General features: G+C 56.7%; 12 protein-coding genes. 6 read left to right on the forward strand and 6 right to left on the reverse strand.

What is annotated here, in order from left to right; all coding sequences use genetic code 11:
• Positions 1–29 precede the first annotated feature (29 nt).
• Entirely contained in the window at positions 30–323 is a 294-nt protein-coding gene (gene flgM / locus OP496_RS03470; RefSeq protein WP_280562078.1) for a flagellar biosynthesis anti-sigma factor FlgM, read from the forward strand.
• Between the two features lie 39 nt (positions 324–362).
• Positions 363–815, forward strand: coding sequence for a flagellar protein FlgN (locus OP496_RS03475; protein ID WP_280562079.1), 453 nt, complete (start codon positions 363–365; stop codon positions 813–815).
• A gap of 345 nt (positions 816–1160) precedes the next feature.
• Here the strand turns inward: OP496_RS03475 and OP496_RS03480 are convergent, their stop codons facing one another.
• The 6 genes from OP496_RS03480 to OP496_RS03505 all read right to left on the reverse strand — a co-directional run bounded on the left by OP496_RS03480 (position 1161) and on the right by OP496_RS03505 (position 7751).
• Complete coding sequence (locus tag OP496_RS03480; protein ID WP_280562080.1) at positions 1161–2165, reverse strand: adenosine deaminase; 1005 nt, start codon at positions 2163–2165, stop codon at positions 1161–1163.
• A gap of 179 nt (positions 2166–2344) precedes the next feature.
• Positions 2345–3646: a CsgG/HfaB family protein gene (locus OP496_RS03485; RefSeq protein ID WP_280562081.1), complete on the reverse strand. Its 1302-nt coding sequence runs from the start codon at positions 3644–3646 to the stop codon at positions 2345–2347.
• Positions 3646–5076 (reverse strand): DUF6844 domain-containing protein, encoded by a 1431-nt coding sequence (locus tag OP496_RS03490; RefSeq protein WP_280562082.1) that lies wholly within the window; start codon positions 5074–5076, stop codon positions 3646–3648. The genes OP496_RS03485 and OP496_RS03490 overlap by 1 nt, the downstream gene beginning before the upstream one ends.
• Positions 5077–5188: 112 nt before the next feature.
• The gene (gene lpoB, locus OP496_RS03495; protein WP_280562083.1) at positions 5189–5791 is read right to left on the reverse strand and encodes a penicillin-binding protein activator LpoB; all 603 of its coding nucleotides are present in this window, start codon (positions 5789–5791) and stop codon (positions 5189–5191) included.
• Positions 5792–5864: 73 nt separating this feature from the next.
• Complete coding sequence (locus OP496_RS03500; RefSeq protein ID WP_280562084.1) at positions 5865–7376, reverse strand: hypothetical protein; 1512 nt, start codon at positions 7374–7376, stop codon at positions 5865–5867.
• Between the two features lie 138 nt (positions 7377–7514).
• Complete coding sequence (locus OP496_RS03505) at positions 7515–7751, reverse strand: DUF2835 family protein (RefSeq protein WP_280562085.1); 237 nt, start codon at positions 7749–7751, stop codon at positions 7515–7517.
• Positions 7752–7978: 227 nt separating this feature from the next.
• Here OP496_RS03505 and OP496_RS03510 point away from each other — a divergent pair, with 227 nt between their 5' ends.
• The 4 genes from OP496_RS03510 to OP496_RS03525 all read left to right on the forward strand — a co-directional run bounded on the left by OP496_RS03510 (position 7979) and on the right by OP496_RS03525 (position 16494).
• The gene (locus OP496_RS03510) at positions 7979–9100 is read left to right on the forward strand and encodes a FliC/FljB family flagellin (protein ID WP_280562086.1); all 1122 of its coding nucleotides are present in this window, start codon (positions 7979–7981) and stop codon (positions 9098–9100) included.
• 192 nt (positions 9101–9292) lie between these two features.
• The gene (locus tag OP496_RS03515) at positions 9293–13444 is read left to right on the forward strand and encodes a sulfotransferase (RefSeq protein ID WP_280562087.1); all 4152 of its coding nucleotides are present in this window, start codon (positions 9293–9295) and stop codon (positions 13442–13444) included.
• Between the two features lie 16 nt (positions 13445–13460).
• Positions 13461–14066 carry an adenylyl-sulfate kinase gene (gene cysC, locus OP496_RS03520; protein ID WP_280562089.1) on the forward strand — a complete coding sequence of 202 codons (606 nt, stop codon included), beginning with the start codon at positions 13461–13463 and terminating at the stop codon, positions 14064–14066.
• Between the two features lie 169 nt (positions 14067–14235).
• Positions 14236–16494 (forward strand): flagellin, encoded by a 2259-nt coding sequence (locus tag OP496_RS03525; protein ID WP_280562090.1) that lies wholly within the window; start codon positions 14236–14238, stop codon positions 16492–16494.
• Positions 16495–16535: the final 41 nt, after the last annotated feature.

Consider the following 16535-nt stretch of genomic DNA (forward strand, 5'->3'; position numbering starts at 1 on the left):
ACAAGCCCGCGCTGCAAGAGAGCTCAATTGTGAAAATTTCCAACCTGCATCCGCCCACTCAGGCCTCACAGAGCGAACAGAGTGACGCCACCCAGCGCACGCCGCCGCGTGGTGGTGACACCGCGCAAGCCGGTTCGCCGGCAAGCATCACCACGCTGAGTCAGAGCAATGAAGCCGACACCAGCCAGGACATCGATACCGCGCGTATCGACGAAATCCGCCAGGCTATCAGCGATGGCCAGTTGGAGCTTGATACCGGCAAAATCGCCGATGGCCTGATCGACAGTGTCCGCGACTTGCTCGGCGACACGTCCGAGAGCTGATACCTAGCCCGAAGACTCGCTAAAAAGGAACGAGGAACCATGTCGCTCGCCGAAACACTGGATCGCCAACTCGACACCATGCAGCGCTTCGTCACCTTGCTGCGCGAGGAGCGGCAATCCTTGTCCCAGGGCGAGGTCGATGGCCCCGAGCTGGAACGCCTCGCCGAGGCGAAGTCCCAGGTCGCCGCCGAACTGGAAACGCTCGACACCGAACGCCGCCGACTGCTGCAAGAACAAGGCCACGGCGAAAGCCGCCAAGGCGCCGAACGTGCCGCCACCGAGGTGCAGCGACAAGATAGCTGGCACCAACTGCGCACTACCGGCGAAGAAGCGCGTCAGCTCAACCGCATCAATGGCCTGCTGGCCATGAACCGCATGGAACAGAACCAGCGTATGCTCAACTTCCTGAAGGAAGCCGCCGGCAGCACGATGTATGAAGCCGACGGACGCTCACGTCACAAAGGACTCAATCGCATCAGCTCGCGGGTATAGCACGCGCATCAACTCCCGCCCCTTGCCAAGCACTGTGACAGCTTCTTCCCTCATCTTTACGCTGCCTGCACCGGAACAGCCTGCACAAACGCGAAGATTAACGTAGGTTAATACCCCCATTTCATCGCTAAGATCGCTAACTAAGCAGGGTACAATGTGTCTTGAGATGACGCTGCATCCCAAGTCGAGTCTCTACTCTGCGTACTAAGCTTCGCCCCCTCCTCCTGGACGGGGCTTTTTTCGTTTAAGTGGGCACGAGCCAAGCATCAGATAAGTTGCTTTTTGGGTTGTATAGCAACGCATAGGTTTCTTTATTGTTCTTAAAGAAACTGGCAAGAATGCCCTTTACCGTGGCGCCGCCATACCCCGCAGCTTTTCCAGCAACATCTCACGCCTTTCCTCAGCCATGAAGGCGGCCTGCAGGGCATTACGGGTCATATCGATGAAGTCGTCGCGGGTCCAGTCGAAGGCGGTGTGGCAGGCGGCATAGTTATCCAGCATGCCGCCGCCGAAATAGGCGGGATCGTCCGAATTGAGGGTCACGTTGAGCCCCGCCTCGCGCAGGGCGGGCAGTGGATGCTCAGCCAGCGTGTCGGTCACCTTGAGCTTGACGTTGGATAGCGGACACACCGTCAGCGGTACCTGCGCGTCGCGCAACCGCGCGACTAGATCGGGGTCTTCCAGGCAGCGCACACCGTGATCGATCCGGCACACCTTGAGTGCTTCCCAGGCTTCGCGGATATAAGCGGCGGGCCCTTCTTCCCCAGCATGCGCCACACCGGGAATGCCGGCCGCACGCGCCCGCGCGAACACCTCGGCGAAACGCCCCGGCGGATGATCGCGCTCGGCGCTATCCAACCCCACCGCGTCGATCATCGAGTGCCAAGGCGTCGCCTGCTCGAATACCTCCAGCGCCTCAGAAGAATCGCGATCACGCAGAAAGCTCATGATCAGCGCCGAGGAAATATCGTAACGCGAACGCGCTTCTCGACACGCGGCCAGAAGCCCCTCGAACGGCGCCTCGAGCGGCACGCCACGCACCACATGCGCCTGCGGATCGAAAGACAGCTCGACATGCGCCACTCCGTCTTCTCGGGCGCGGGCGAAATACGCCATCGCCAGATCAAAAAAATCGTCCTGCGTGTGCAGCACGCCCATGCCCTGGTAATACAACCCGAGAAACGACGGCAGATCTTCGAAATCGTACGCCGCGCGCACCGCGTCCACGGAATCGTACGGCAGCGTCACGCCATTACGCTCCGCCAGAGCAAACATCAGCTCTGGTTCCAGCGCCCCCTCGATATGCAGATGCAGCTCCGCCTTGGGAAGCGCCCGCAGCCAATCTTTCATCGCCGTCTCGCTCGTCGTCATCGCGTCTTGCACCTCATGCTGTCCAGTCGGTCAAGGATGCATCAAGGGATGGATTGATGCCAATGATGACAGTCGTTGCTACGGCCTCTTCTTCCCTGCATGAAAAACCGAGGCCATGCCTCGGTTTAACTAGGTACTGCTGATGATCGTTCGCTCATTCAGCACGGGTCCATCGGCAGGCATACGCTCTCACGCGTGCCACGCTGGGCCGCGCGCTGCGACTCCCTTGCCTCTTTTCCGGTGGCGGTGCGACGCAGTACCTGGCCGTCGCCTTCGACCTGGCCCTTGATGACGCGCGCATGCGCGATCTTGTCCGTGACACGGGTAATCTCGACATCCGCCGTCCAGTTCTCGCGCGGGCCCAGGCTTTCGCCGTGGTAGGGATCGGTGTAACGCTTGCCGATATCGTATACCCCGAAGCGTTGCCCCACCTTGACGATGGCGCCGCCCTGATTGAGCACAATCTCATCGCCCGTGCTTTCCACGACCCGCAGCGGGTAGATGACATTCAGCGCACGGAACGTCAGCTCGTTTCCCAGAGCATCGAACACCTGCTGCGTGAAATCCCCCGAACTCGACGCGATATCCAGATCATCCAGCGAGACATTGAGCGTCTCGCTCCACATGACTCGCCCCGTCGCCGGCACGACGACACGCGCTTCCAGCGTTGCGGCGCCGGTGGCTTCTTGGGAACGCTCCCCGGAGACGGGATTGGTCACAGACTCGAGCGCCATGTCCATGCCTGTCAGGCGGCTCGTGACCAGATAATCTGCCCCCAGATTGCGCCCCAGCATAGCCTTCTGCGCCAGCGGCACTTTTCCCGACGCCACGAAGCGCTGCTCGGCGTCGATGGCATTGCGCATGTCGCGATCGAGCACGGAAAAACGCCGCGAGCCGACGAATGCCCGCACCAGGGACTGCGTCAGTCGTCGCGAGGCGTCTCCCGGTGCCAGACGCTCGCCGGCCACTTGCAGCCGAGGCGCGTCCACTTCTACCGGATAGACCGCCAGGCGCTGGCGATTGGATTGCGCTGCCGAACCGGGCGCGCGATAAACCGGCACCTTCACACGCAGATGGGCCATTTGCCCGCCGCCCGTCGCCGGTGACACGCCCAGCACCTCATAGCCGCTGATCAGCCCCTGGCTTTCCACCCGGGTGCCACTGTCATAGCGCGACGACTGCTCAACGGTCGTGGAATGCCCCTGCTCGTCACGCACCGAAGTACGCTGCATGGAGCGCCGAATCTCGCGGCTGGCGTCGACTTTGGCACCATGTACCTGACGCACGGCCTCGCCCAGGGCATTGAAAATCGCCTCGTCACGCGTGGCGCCCGTCGCCTTGGCCTCGACCTGGCGCATCTCGACGCCGCCCCAGGCCGGCGCGGCGAGCATGGTCCACATCAGCGCACCGCCGATCAGCAGCAACAACAGTCGCCACATGACTCCCCGACCTTGCGCCATTACCATTCCCCGAACGAACCAGTGGAGCGCGAACTTTCCGGTGTCGCCTGACTATCGGACGCCCCCGGAGACGTGGACGCAGCACCGCCTTCATCCGGATTGGCGCGCGCGTCCATGCGAGCCTCAGCGTTGGCGGCCGTGCCCGGTGACCAATACTTGACGTACCCCAGATACGGGTGTCCGGTGACCGGATCGGTCGCGTTCCATTGGCCGATGGTCTGCACGCCCTTCAGGTTGGCCTGCGACTCGGAGCGCATCACGTTGCGCACCATGCGGCCGATGCCCTCTTGGGTCAGCACGCGCGAAGTGCCGTCGCCACGCGTCTCACGCACCTGCTCGCGCAGCTTGCGCTTGCTGCTTTCCTTCTGGCCCTGCACCGTCATCGTCGCGAACTGCGCCAGCCAGCCATCCGCCATCAGGTTGGCGCTCTGACGTGCCGCTTCCATCTCGGCACTGATCTCGTATTCCTCCATGCTGCCGCGCACCAGCGCCGGGGCACTCATACCGAACGACAGCAGCCCGAAACGCCCCTCTTTAACAACCGGCTGCACGCCGAACATCCCCAGCATCGGCGTTCCCTCATCCAAGTCGGGACGCAAGTCTTCCATCACCGCGGACACCGGCAACGCCCGCGCCGGCGCGCCGCTGCCATTACGCAACTGACGACCGAGCTCACTGAAACGCGGCGACTGCACCACGACGATGCTCACCGAGCCGTTATTCACCGGGCCGTCACCGCCGGTCTCTTCCACCAGCCCGAACACGCCGACGCCCGACAACTGGCCCATCGCCTGCCAGGTCGTGGAGGTCACGAATTCGTCATACAGCAGTTGCTTGCGCTCGGCGATATTGAGCTGAGGCAACTGGCTAGGGTCGCCGCCCAATTCTTCGATGACCTTGTTGAGCGCCTGAACCGAGCTCTCTGCCAGGCGGCTGGCCACGGCCTCGCCCAACGCCCCCAGGCCGGTGGTGTCCTTGACGTCCTCGGGCAAACCATCTTGCATGAAACGGTCCGCCATGGTCTTGCCGACGCTCACTGCATCCTGAGAGACCAGCTTGCCCATCGCCTTGAGGAAGGCCTCTTCCGTGGCGATCAAGCGCGCCTGACTGAAATCGATGGTCGATGGATCCGCTGCGATGCTTTCCGTTGCCACCACCAGATTGCCACCGTCGGGATTACCGGCATGCGGCCCCTGCTGCCAGCCCCGCTGCTCAAGAAAACGCTGGATCAATTGATCGCTTTTCGACACCTCATCGACCGCTATGAACGGCGGTGGCGCGTCTGACGGTTGCGTGGTCGCAGGCTCTGCCGACGCGGCGGTCTCTTGCGTTGGCGCCTCGGGCGCGCCTGTCGATGTGGCGGCAGAAGCGGCCGTGTCACCACTCGACCCGCCAGACTGCGCAAGTGCATTCAACGGGCTCAAGGCCATGCAGACCAAGCCCATGGCGGCGACAAGCGGTTTATATGACAGCTTATACGACGGTTTAGACAACGACGTATGCAACGATTTAAACAAAAATATGCTCATAAAGGGCTCCCGGTTACCATGCCACCGAGGCATCGGAGCCCCGCTTGATGACTTGCGTTTCGTTTTCCCACAGCGCCAGACCGCTGCTCAGGTCGGTCAAGGTCAGTTGCACGTAGTACTCCACCTGCTGCTCATCCGCCACGCGGCGATTGCGCTGGAGAATCTTGCCGGAAAGACTCAGATCCGGCGCCTGCAAGGTGCCCTTCTTTTCCACGCCGCGCTGATCGAATTCATCGGAGTCCCGCAATGTCCGCGTGAGCTGGTTCATCTCATCCTCGGGCCCGTCGATGCCCACCGCCGTGGTCGTCACCACACGTCCGGAGCGCAGCAGTTGCACGCGGATCTTCTTGACCAGTTGATCGGTATCCAGGCGCTGCATAGTGTCATTGACGATACGGCTCACCACCAGCACATAACGTCCGCCGGCGGGGTTATCGACCGCGCCGCTGGCCAGCATCGACGCCACCGCCTTGTCGGAGGCCTTGGCAAAATCCCGGTAATCGAGCTGCATCGAGACCGCACCCTGATCGTTATCGGGATCGACATAACGCGTCGGCGCCGCGCACCCCGCCAACACCAAGGCCAGCAAACTCACAAGACATAACAACGTTTTCATCACGCATTCCTTCAAAGGTTATATAACGCTAGAAAGCGCCCCACTGAGGGGCGCTTTCATCGGATCTCGGCCATTAAATATCGGTGGTATCGGCCACCAGCCGAGTCGTTTTCGTTCCATCCATACGGTACTGCGTGCCTGCGTGCTCGCCTTGCAGATCGATCACGGACACGTCGGCCGGGCCCTGGGCGCTGGGGCGTTTGATATACACCAGGGTGTAAGGCCAATCGGGCAGATCCAGATCGCCCAGCGACCCTGACGGTGTCTCGAGTGTCATGGCCCCCGAGGCGGGACGTGCGAAACGCGCCACTTCCCAGTGATCCGGGGTCGCCTGCCAGCTACGCAGATCGGCTTGCGTGGTCATCGCCGTAACGACCGCCGAGCCCAACTGGCCGGCCACGCCCAGGCGTTCCGTCGCCTCGTTCTGCATCAGCGCTTTCACCACCGCCGAGGCCACCGAGCGCCCCAGAATCGCGGGAAAGCGTGACTGCATTTCGGTATGCACGACCTTGCCCATCGAGGCGAACGTCTCGGGCTCGTAACGCTGGCCCTGGGTATCGACCAGCGATAGCGCATCGCCGACCGCGTGACGATCGGCATACGCGGGCAAGGCAATGCCCGTGTAGGCAGGTGCTTGGGTATTGCCATGGAAGAGAATCAAGGGCACATCGAGGCGCTTTTCCTCGGCGACCGGGCCCAGGCCATTTTCATAGACCACCCAGACTCGGTTCTTAAGGCGCTCGCGGCTTGCCTCGCCACTGGCAATGGCGTTCGCCAGTGCGGCGTCGGCGGCGAGGGGCTCACTGCCGGGGGCCATCGCCGCCACGCGCGAGAGCGAGGTCGCGGCACGCTCGATATCGCCACTCTCGTCACTGGCGAGAAAATACAGGCCATGCAGGTAGGTGGCCGACGGCACGATGAATTCGGGGTAAACGGACCACTGCGAGGGGGCGCCATATTGCTGGGCGACGCTCTCGTGCAACGCCTTGCTATCGAGGCTTTCTTGAATGGCCTGCTGCTCGCGGTTGGCGTCTTCCGCCGCTTGCTCATCGAGCGCCGCCTTCTGCTCGTCGATCTCCTCGGCGAACGCCGCTACCGCACGTCGGGTACGGTCATCGGCACGGTTGAACTCAACGCGCGCATTTGCACCGTTGCCCATCTGCAAAAACGCCAGGCCTTTATAGGTATTGACCAGCACCGCCTCGGAAAGCATCGGCTGGTAATCCCGCTGGGCGTCGTTGACCAGTACCGCCAGGGCGTTCTCCGCCCCCTTCTCGGCCAGGTTGTCGGTATCGTTGAGCTTCATACCCGCCTCGGCCTGATCGTAAAGATCGATGGCCGTTTGCGGCTCCCCCGCCAGGCGATAGGCCTCCGCCTGGTGCAGAAGCTCCAGCACCGTCTCGTCCTCGCCGGGTTTTCCGGGCATCAAGGAAGACGGCGCCATCGCTTTGGCCGCCGCCGCATAATCGCCCGCTACATACGATGTATTGAACGCTTCCATCTGGTTGCGATGCTTGTACGAGGCGCACCCCGTCACGCTCGCCGCCAGAAGCGCCAATACGACCCCTCGCGTTATATGGTTCATGGAGTTCCCTTGCCGACCGCCTGTTGGAACAGACCGTTCATTCGTCATTTATGTGCTGTGCCACACTATTGAATGTCGGCAAGAGCTAATAAAACTTTAACTTGGATTAAGAAGGGCACGGCCGGCACCGCTCGCGGCTCACTCCCCCTCCCAGCGCCGTACCGCGACCATCGACATGAACTTTCCTTCCTCGCTGAACGTCAGCCTGAACACGCCGTGTGCCCCATCCGGCGTCACGATGCGCCGTAACGCCGTGGCGGGAAAGCTCACCCGGCGCCCGTCGACGCTGGTGGCAATTACGGTTTGCATGGCGCCTTCATAGTGGTAATGGCAGGTCTCAAGGGACAGGTCGAGCATGATATCCAGCGACGGCATGGCGAGCGCAAGCTCCGGATGAATGACTGGGTGAGTGACTGGGCGAATGAAGAGGCGTCAAGTGTACCCAGCCACAGCGCCTGAAAAAATTTGTAATTCATCCCTAAAGCAAATTTCCCCTGCGCCGATAAATGAGGTAACGGCCAACGGCGCCGTTATGGCCAGCCCCCGGTTTTACCGACGGCGGGCCAATGGAGCCCAAACAGAGAGGAAGGAACATCACGGCCATGATCGGCCAGCAAAACCTGAGCCAGTCACAGAATGACCTGTCCACTTCCATGGAGCGTCTCTCCTCGGGGTTGAAGATCAACAGCGCCGCCGACGACGCCGCCGGCCAGGCCATCGCCAACCGCATGAGCAGCCAGATCAACGGTCTCAGCCAGGCGCAGAGCAACGCCAACGACGGTATTTCCGTCGCGCAGACCACTGAGGGCGCTCTCAACCAGGTCAACGACAACCTACAGCGCGTTCGTGAACTGACCGTTCAGGCCGAAAACGGCACCAACAGCCAAGAAGACCTGGATTCCATCCAAGACGAAATCAATCAGCGCCTGGGCGAAATCGACCGCATCTCCGAAGAAACCAGCTTCAACGGTGTCGACGTTCTCGCTAAAGATCAGGAAATGTCCATTCAGGTCGGTTCTGAAGATGGCCAGACCATCACCATGAACCTGCAAGAAGTCAATTCCGAATCGCTGCAACTCGGTGATTTCAATGTCAATGGCCCGAAACTTGCCGAAGCAGTTGAATCGGGCTCTACCATGACAGTTAGCGGCACGGAATACGACATCGAAGATAACGGCACAACAGGTGCTAATGGTACAGGTGCCTATGCAGTTTCAGAAGGGACTACCGCTAACACACCAATTGACTCAGGTAATAATACGCTTGTACAGGACAGTGAAGGCAACGCATTCGTCAAAAATGACGCTGGTGGCGACGTAAGCTACTATAAAGCTGATCTGGATGTAACAGAAAGCACAGGAAGTCAAGCCGGGGAAATCAGCTACACCGTGGCCGAAGACGCTGAGGCAGCAAACGTTAACCTCACAACAGACGAAGCTGAAGCCGCTACAGGCAATCCTCTTAGCTCTCTGGATGATGCCATCGGCCAGGTCGATAGCCAGCGTTCCGAACTGGGTGCCCTGCAGAACCGCTTCGACTCGGCGATTACCAATCTGAACACCACCGAAACGAACCTTACCTCCGCTCGTTCGCGCATCGAAGATGCCGACTATGCGGACGAAGTCTCCAACATGACCAAGAACCAGATCCTGCAACAGGCCGGTACCTCCGTTCTGTCCCAGGCTAACCAGCTGCCGCAGAACGCCCTGTCACTGCTGGGGTAACCACCAGCCTTCAGCAACAAGTTCCGCAGTAAAAACGAAGCGGGCCCATTCGGGCCCGCTTTTTCAATTCTCCTTTCAGCCTATCCACCGCAAAAGCCGTAAAAGTCTACTCCCTAGCGGGCTTTTCCGCCCTTTGACATCGTCACAGCCCTTTATAGTGGTGGTATCGATCACCATCATTATGCGGCTTCTATGTCCAAAAAACGCAATCGCCGTCACGCAAGCACAAACGACACGCTCACTCTGGCTCAGGCTCGCAAGCAGACGCAGCGTGCCCCCTCGGATCCTGATGCCTGGCTAGCACTAGGGCGCCTATTGGTCGAGCAGAAAGACTGGCAGAAGGCCAGAGAAGCCCTCGAACAGTCGCAAAGTTTACGACCAGACAACGTCGATCAAAAAGCATGGCTCGGGCATGTCGCCTATCACCAGAACCGGCCACAAGACGCATTTACCTATTTGCACAATGCGTTGTCACAAAACCCGACACTCACCCTCGGGCTTGTGACACTCGCCAGGCTGCATATTGATCGCAGCGAATTTCAGCAAGGCCTGGAATATGCACAAAAGGCCTATGCAGCATCGCCCCAGCACATTCCCGCCATTGACACACTCGCCAGTGCCCTTAGCGGACTATACCGCTACGAAGAAGCCTTTGACCTTTACCGTCATCTTACGAAGCTGGTACCAAAAGATTTCTCATCCTGGAATAATGCCGGCAATATGCTCCGGGACCTGGGGCGTCTCAATGAGTCTTACACCTATTATGAGCAGGCGAGCAAGGTAGGCCACCATCCTGCTCCCTACTCCAATCACCTGACGGCTCTTCACTATGACCCAAGAGTGTCTCGGGAAGAGCTCATGGCATTTGCCAAATCTTGGGAAGAACGCTTCGCGCCCGCCAGTCATCTTGTGCCACCACGGCCAGAGCACCCTAATGCAGCGGCCGAGCAAAAATTACGCCTAGGACTGCTATCGGATGGCTTTCGCAAGCACCCCGTAGGCAAGATGATCACCCGATGTCTGGAGCAACTTTCCAAGGGCCAATTCGAGCTTTATTGCTATACCACAAGTGATGCAGTGGATGCTGTCACAAAGCGGATTCAGCGTTGTGCGCAGCATTGGCAACCGATTCGCCACCTTGGCGATGAGGAATTTGCACAGCAGATTCGTGACGACGAAATCGATATTCTCATCGACCTTTCAGGCCATAACACGGGCTCGAGAATGCGCGCGGTTGCCATGCAGCCGGCGCCGTTGATCGTCAAATGGGTCGGCGGTTTGATCAACACCACGGGTGTGCAAGCCATCGACTACCTGATCAGCGATCACGTCGAGACGCCGGAAGGTGAAGACGAGTACTACACCGAGAAGCTCATTCGCATGCCGGATGACTATATCGTTTTCAACCCACCCGAAAAGCTGCCTGCATTGAGTGCGCCACCGGCGCAGCATAATGGTTACATCACCCTAGCGTGCTTCAACAATCCCACCAAACTCAATGATGTCGCGCTCAAGCAGTGGGCAAGCATTATGCATGAGTTGCCTAATTCTCGGTTGTTGCTCAAGGGGCGTCCCTACACGAGCGAGAGCTTCTGCGAACGCCTGTATGCCACACTTGAAGCTGAGGGCATCGACCGTGAGCGGTTAGTTATCGAAGGCCCCGGTAACAACCATGAGATGCTGGAGGCCTACAATCGCGCGGATATCGCACTTGATCCCTGGCCCTATTCGGGCGGCTTGACGACGTGCGAATCGTTCATCATGGGCGTTCCCGTGGTGACGCTCCCCGGCCCAACCTTCGCCGGGCGGCATAGCGCCACCCACCTCGTTCACGCCGGCATGCCGGAGCTGGTCGTCAACAGTTGGGAAGAATACCGCGCCCGCGTGATCGAACTCGCCAGTGACCTGGAAAGCCTCGGCACCATTCGCCAGCACCTGCGCGACATATTGCTGCAATCTCCGGTATGCGACGGCCCACGCTTCGCTCGGCATTTCACGAATGCCATGCGCGCCATCTGGAAGCGTTACTGCGACGACAAGACCCCTGCCGCCCTCACTTTCAATAAAGATGGCGAGGCTCGGTTCGAAGATGAAGACACCCCGGTGGAGATCCACTACGCAGAAGCGTCAGAAGAAGATGCCGAATTTCAATGGCAATTCGAAGGTAAGCTCATCGCCGTCGACAACGGCGGGCAACTGCTTACTAACGAGGTCATCCGCCAATTACTACAGCGTGACGCCCTCGAACTTATCGCCTTCGACCCCAGCAGCCAAGCGCTGGACACCTCGCTCAAGCAGCACAAGGGCGTGCATTACTACCCCAGCGCCACACTCGGTGACGGCCAGCCGGGTCAACTGCATGCATGCCTCGACCCCAAGCTGAGCGCCAGCCTGGCACCACTGGGTGACGAGTACCAGCCCGAGGCCATCCGCACCGGCAGCCAAGTACTCACCCGGCTACCGCTGAACACCATCAAACTCGACAGCATCGACGGCCTCCCAGCCATCGACTGGCTGGTATTGGACGACCTCAACGACGCCATCGCGATTCTCGACAACGGCACCCAAGCGCTGAAAGACACCCTTTTGCTCCAGGTAAAGGTCGCGTTTCAACCCACGCACGAACGCCAACCCAACCTCGCGGAACTGCAACACTGGGCCAGCCGCAACGGCTTTCGCTTCTACCGGCTACACGAACCGCAACACCGCAGCCACCTGCCTGAAGACGTACCGGAAGCCCAGCGCCAAGCTACCGAGCTGGCAAGTGCCGACGCTCTGTTACTGCCCAGCCATGAGCGGATGGAAGCGCTTTCTGATAACCAACGGACGCGGCTCGCGTTTCTGCTGCATACGGCTTTTGGGGTGAAGGATGTAGTTTACTCCTTGCTGACCGATATTGATGTGTCATTGTCCCAAAGTTATCTCAAGGAAGAGCGGCTTACTTCTTATATAGAAAGCAGTTCGTCCTCACTCCTACCTAGCGAAAAAGATACTAGCGTAAAGCGAAAAGTGTTTGTTGTTGGATTCCCAAAATCTGGCACTTCCACAATACAAAAAGCTCTCCAAAGCAGCGGCTATAATTCTGCTCACTGGCAAGTCAAAGAAGGCTTTGTAGGCGAACTCATGTATCGCGGCCTTGAGGAGCATGATGACCCATGGCATTATTTAGGACAATATGACGCCATCACGCAAGGGGATGTCTGCATCCCTTCAAAAGGGCTCAACTTCTGGCCTCAGCTAGACCCTACGATAATTGAAAAAATACAGGAAAAGCACCCCAACTGTTTATTTATATTAAATTATAGAAACCCTGAAAAAACAGTGTCAAGCATTAAGCGCTGGGGTGATATGTCTCAACGTTTCTTGCACAGCAATATCCCTGGGCTACCGGCTGGCAAGGGTAATGACCAACAACTATTAGATTGGATACACAACCACTTTACAACGATAAGAAAGAATCTATCACAGAACAAAAACTTTTTAGAAGTTGATATCGAGAACGACGAGACCCCTAACATGATAGCAAAAGAGTTAAACATCTCTATTGATTGGTGGGGAGTGGCTAACAAAAATACGGCGCAATATTCTCAAGCTATATCTGTAGACTTTATTTGCGGCTGTGGCCATAGCGGCACAACTCTCTTGCTCAATATTCTCAGGCAGCACAGGGACATATACACCCCAAACACAGAAACTTACATGATGTTCCCAGACAATAATACAAACTCAATCGCTTCAAATCTAATAAAAGAAGCAAAAAAAGAAGGATGCAGTAGAATAATAGAAAAAACCCCTAGGCACCTGTATTTCATGGATGATATAAGAAAGAAATTCCCCAATGCAAAATTTTTAATACCGGTTCGCGACGGGCGAGATGTGGCAACATCAATAAAAAGAAGAATAGGGTCTTTGAAGACTGGCGCCGAGCGTTGGATACGGGACAACTCCATAGTGCTTAAAGAGATTGAAAAAGCAGACTGCTACTGGTACCGACACGAAGATCTTGTTAAAAATCCTGAAGAAACCCTAAAAGGGATATGTTCTTTCCTTGGGATACAATTTTCAGAAGAACTTCTAAATTTCCATGAAAACAAATTCCATTGGAATAACATACTTCCCCAGACCGAAAGCTCAGGAAAAGAGGGTATTGAGCATAAAAAATTGAGAAGCTATCAGGTCAACCAGCCCATATTTGATAACACAGGAAATTGGAAAAAAGAGCTATCTCCTGAAGACAGGAAATATATAAAAGAAAAGCTAGAGTCTTATGAGGGGAATAGAATCATGACTTTTTTTGGATACAACGAATCCGATGATAAAAAAACAACACCGACCAATAGATAGCAAGCGAAGACATTGCATGACCAATACGACAAACGCAAAATGGCATAGCCATAAAATCAAGCGCTCGCACCGCGAACACCTCAACGGGCACCGGACGTGCCTATTGTGGTTCACGGGGCTCAGCGGTTCTGGAAAATCCACCATCGCCGGTCTGGTGGAGGAAAAGCTGCATGCCATGGGCAAGCGCACCTACCTGCTCGATGGTGACAATGTGCGCCATGGCTTGAATGTGGATCTGGGATTCTCCGACGTAGACAGAGTCGAGAACATCCGTCGCATTGGCGAACTATCACGGTTGTTTGTCGATGCGGGGATTATCACGCTGGCCGCGTTCATTTCTCCTTTTCGTGCCGACCGGAATAACGTGCGTGAGCTGATGGGAGAAGGCGACTTCATTGAAGTCTTCATCGACACGCCGCTCACCACCTGTGAACAGCGCGATCCCAAGGGACTGTATCATCGAGCGCGCAACGGTGAGATCAAGCACTTCACCGGCATCGACTCGCCCTACGAGCCGCCTGAAACGCCTGAGCTACGTATCGTGAATGACGGCCGCCAACCACACGAAGCAGCAGACCAGGTCATCCGCTATCTACAAGCTAACGGCTACCTTGACCAGTAAAACGCCCAGGCTTGCTATGAGACGAGCCCCACAAGCCGGCGCCAAGCCACCGTGTTTCACGGCTCGTTTCAATATCCAAAAATCTATCGCTACTCCCTAAAGTTCCTTTCGTTCATGCCGATCTCGCAGGAGATACAACCAATGCTTTCTCCATGCCCAGGGACTCGACATGGCCGTTATCAACTCTAACCTGCTCTCTCTCACTGCCCGCCAGCACCAGGGGCGCGCCAATAGCGAGTTGGGCACGACGCTTGAGCGACTGTCCTCGGGGTTGAAGGTCAATAGCGCAGCGGATGATGCGGCCGGCCAGGCCATCGGTAACCGCATGGCGGCGCAGGAAGCAGGCCAACACCAGGCGGCGCGCAACGCCAACGACGGCATTTCCATGATCCAGACGGCCGAGGGAGCGTTGGATGAAGTCAATGATCGGCTGCAGCGTATCCGTGAGCTATCCGTCCAGGGGCTGAATGGCACGATCACAGCCGATGACGCCGATGCCATCCAGGCGGAGATCAACCAGAACCTGAAAGAAATCGACCGCTTGAACGAGCAGACCGAATTCAATGGGATGTCACTACTCAATGGCGATGCCGGCGCGGTCGATCTACAGGTAGGTGCCGATGACGGCCAAGAGCTTTCGGTCGATTTGGGCTCGCCAGGATTTAGCGTTGATGAGCTGGGCTTGGAAGATTTTACTATCTATGGTCTTGAGGGTGAGATAACGCCCCGCAAGACACTCCAAGGTTCCGCTCACGATATAGTACTCAAACCAGATACAGACGCCGAAGTATCGACAGACTTGTCCATGTACGTCAATGGCGAGAAGCAAGATAACAACACTACGGACTATGTTTCTGGCTCTGGCGGCCTTTCAGGTAGCTATATAAAAACCGAGAAAGGCGGCAACTTTCAGTATTATAGTGACCCCGACGAGGCGGCAACACACTATACGAAAACCAATAACAACGAAGTAACCATTGAATCTAATACGCCTATTTTCTCCGAGATTGATACTGTCGAAGTGCCTAATACCTCGCAGCAGGCATTTGAATTAAGTGATGGCACCACCATTTCGAGTGGTAACGACCCAGTGCTTGTCTCATCTGACGAAAAGTATTACATACAGACCCAAGAAAATAATTTAAGAACCTACCGGGAGGCATCCGTCACCCTAGAGGATTCAGGCAGCACATCACAGCTTACAGCATCAGCAAAAGAAACTACCTCATACACCACGACTGAGTTCGAAGATATATCCGGAAGCGATAACATCACCGTCAATGAGGGTGGGACAAACAAAAACACAGCCTATGATGATTATTCAAGCGTTGAGTTCACAGACACTTCGGATACTGCGTTTCCTAATGGCTCGCAGTCGTTGGTCGAGCACGATGGAAGCTACTTTATAAAACAAGAAGATAGTGGTACAACGACTTATTACAAGGCCGAACTTAGCTCCTCTGATAGTACGACACTTTCCGTTCAAGCCACGGAAAGCACAGGCGTCAGAAAAGAGGGCTTTACTGCACCTACACAAGTCAATGACATATCTGTCGACAGCTCGAGCGTGGATTTTAGCTCTATGGGGCTGGCAAGTGGCGATGCTCGGCTTCTTAAGTATCAAGAGGGGAACGACGGTTATTATGTAGAAGATACTTCTGGCGCTGACCCCACCTACACTAAAGCCCAAGTATCGCTCACTGCGAGCGATACATCAGCATCAACCGCCAGTGCCGCCCTAGAAACCGGGGCAACGCCTGAAGCGTTCTCAACAATAGACAAAATAAACGGCAATTCGGTTATCACACTTGACGAATCGAACGTAGAAGTCAATTACACTGCTCGTGATGAGGATGGCAATCCACGTACATATAATGACGTACTACGTCAGGACGAAGATGGCCGCTATTATATGCGACTCTCGGACGACGTTGATTCCGATGAAAGCTTCGTCAAAGGCACGCTAGTAGATAACCTGAAGAGTGCGAATACACTCGTTCAAACCTCCGAGGGAAGTAGCGAGGTGCTGGTTTATTTCGACTTCGATTTTTCCGCCTCCACGGATGCTGACCTGATTCAAGCCGATACAGGCGATAAACGCACCGTCGTCAACATCAATGCGGATGATGATGAGATCCGTATCAAGCAACCCAACGACCCACTCGCAACGCTGGATGAAGCGATTGAACGTGTCGACGACAAGCGCGGCATGCTAGGCGCCATGCATAACCGGCTTGATAGCGTCATCGATGGACTCTCCACCGCTGAAATGAATACCGCCGCAGCACGCTCGCGCATTATGGATGCCGACTATGCCGACGAAAGCTCAAAACTGATGAAGCAGCAAGTCATCCAACAAGCATCTCAATCCATGCTAGCGCAGGCCAACCAAGTGCCGCAGACGGTCTTATCGCTATTGCCATCTTGATGCTGCGGGCATCGCGCAAAATTCTATCAGCAATACCGGTT

It is taken from the genome of Chromohalobacter sp. 48-RD10 (assembly GCF_029889785.1).
Classification (GTDB): domain Bacteria; phylum Pseudomonadota; class Gammaproteobacteria; order Pseudomonadales; family Halomonadaceae; genus Chromohalobacter.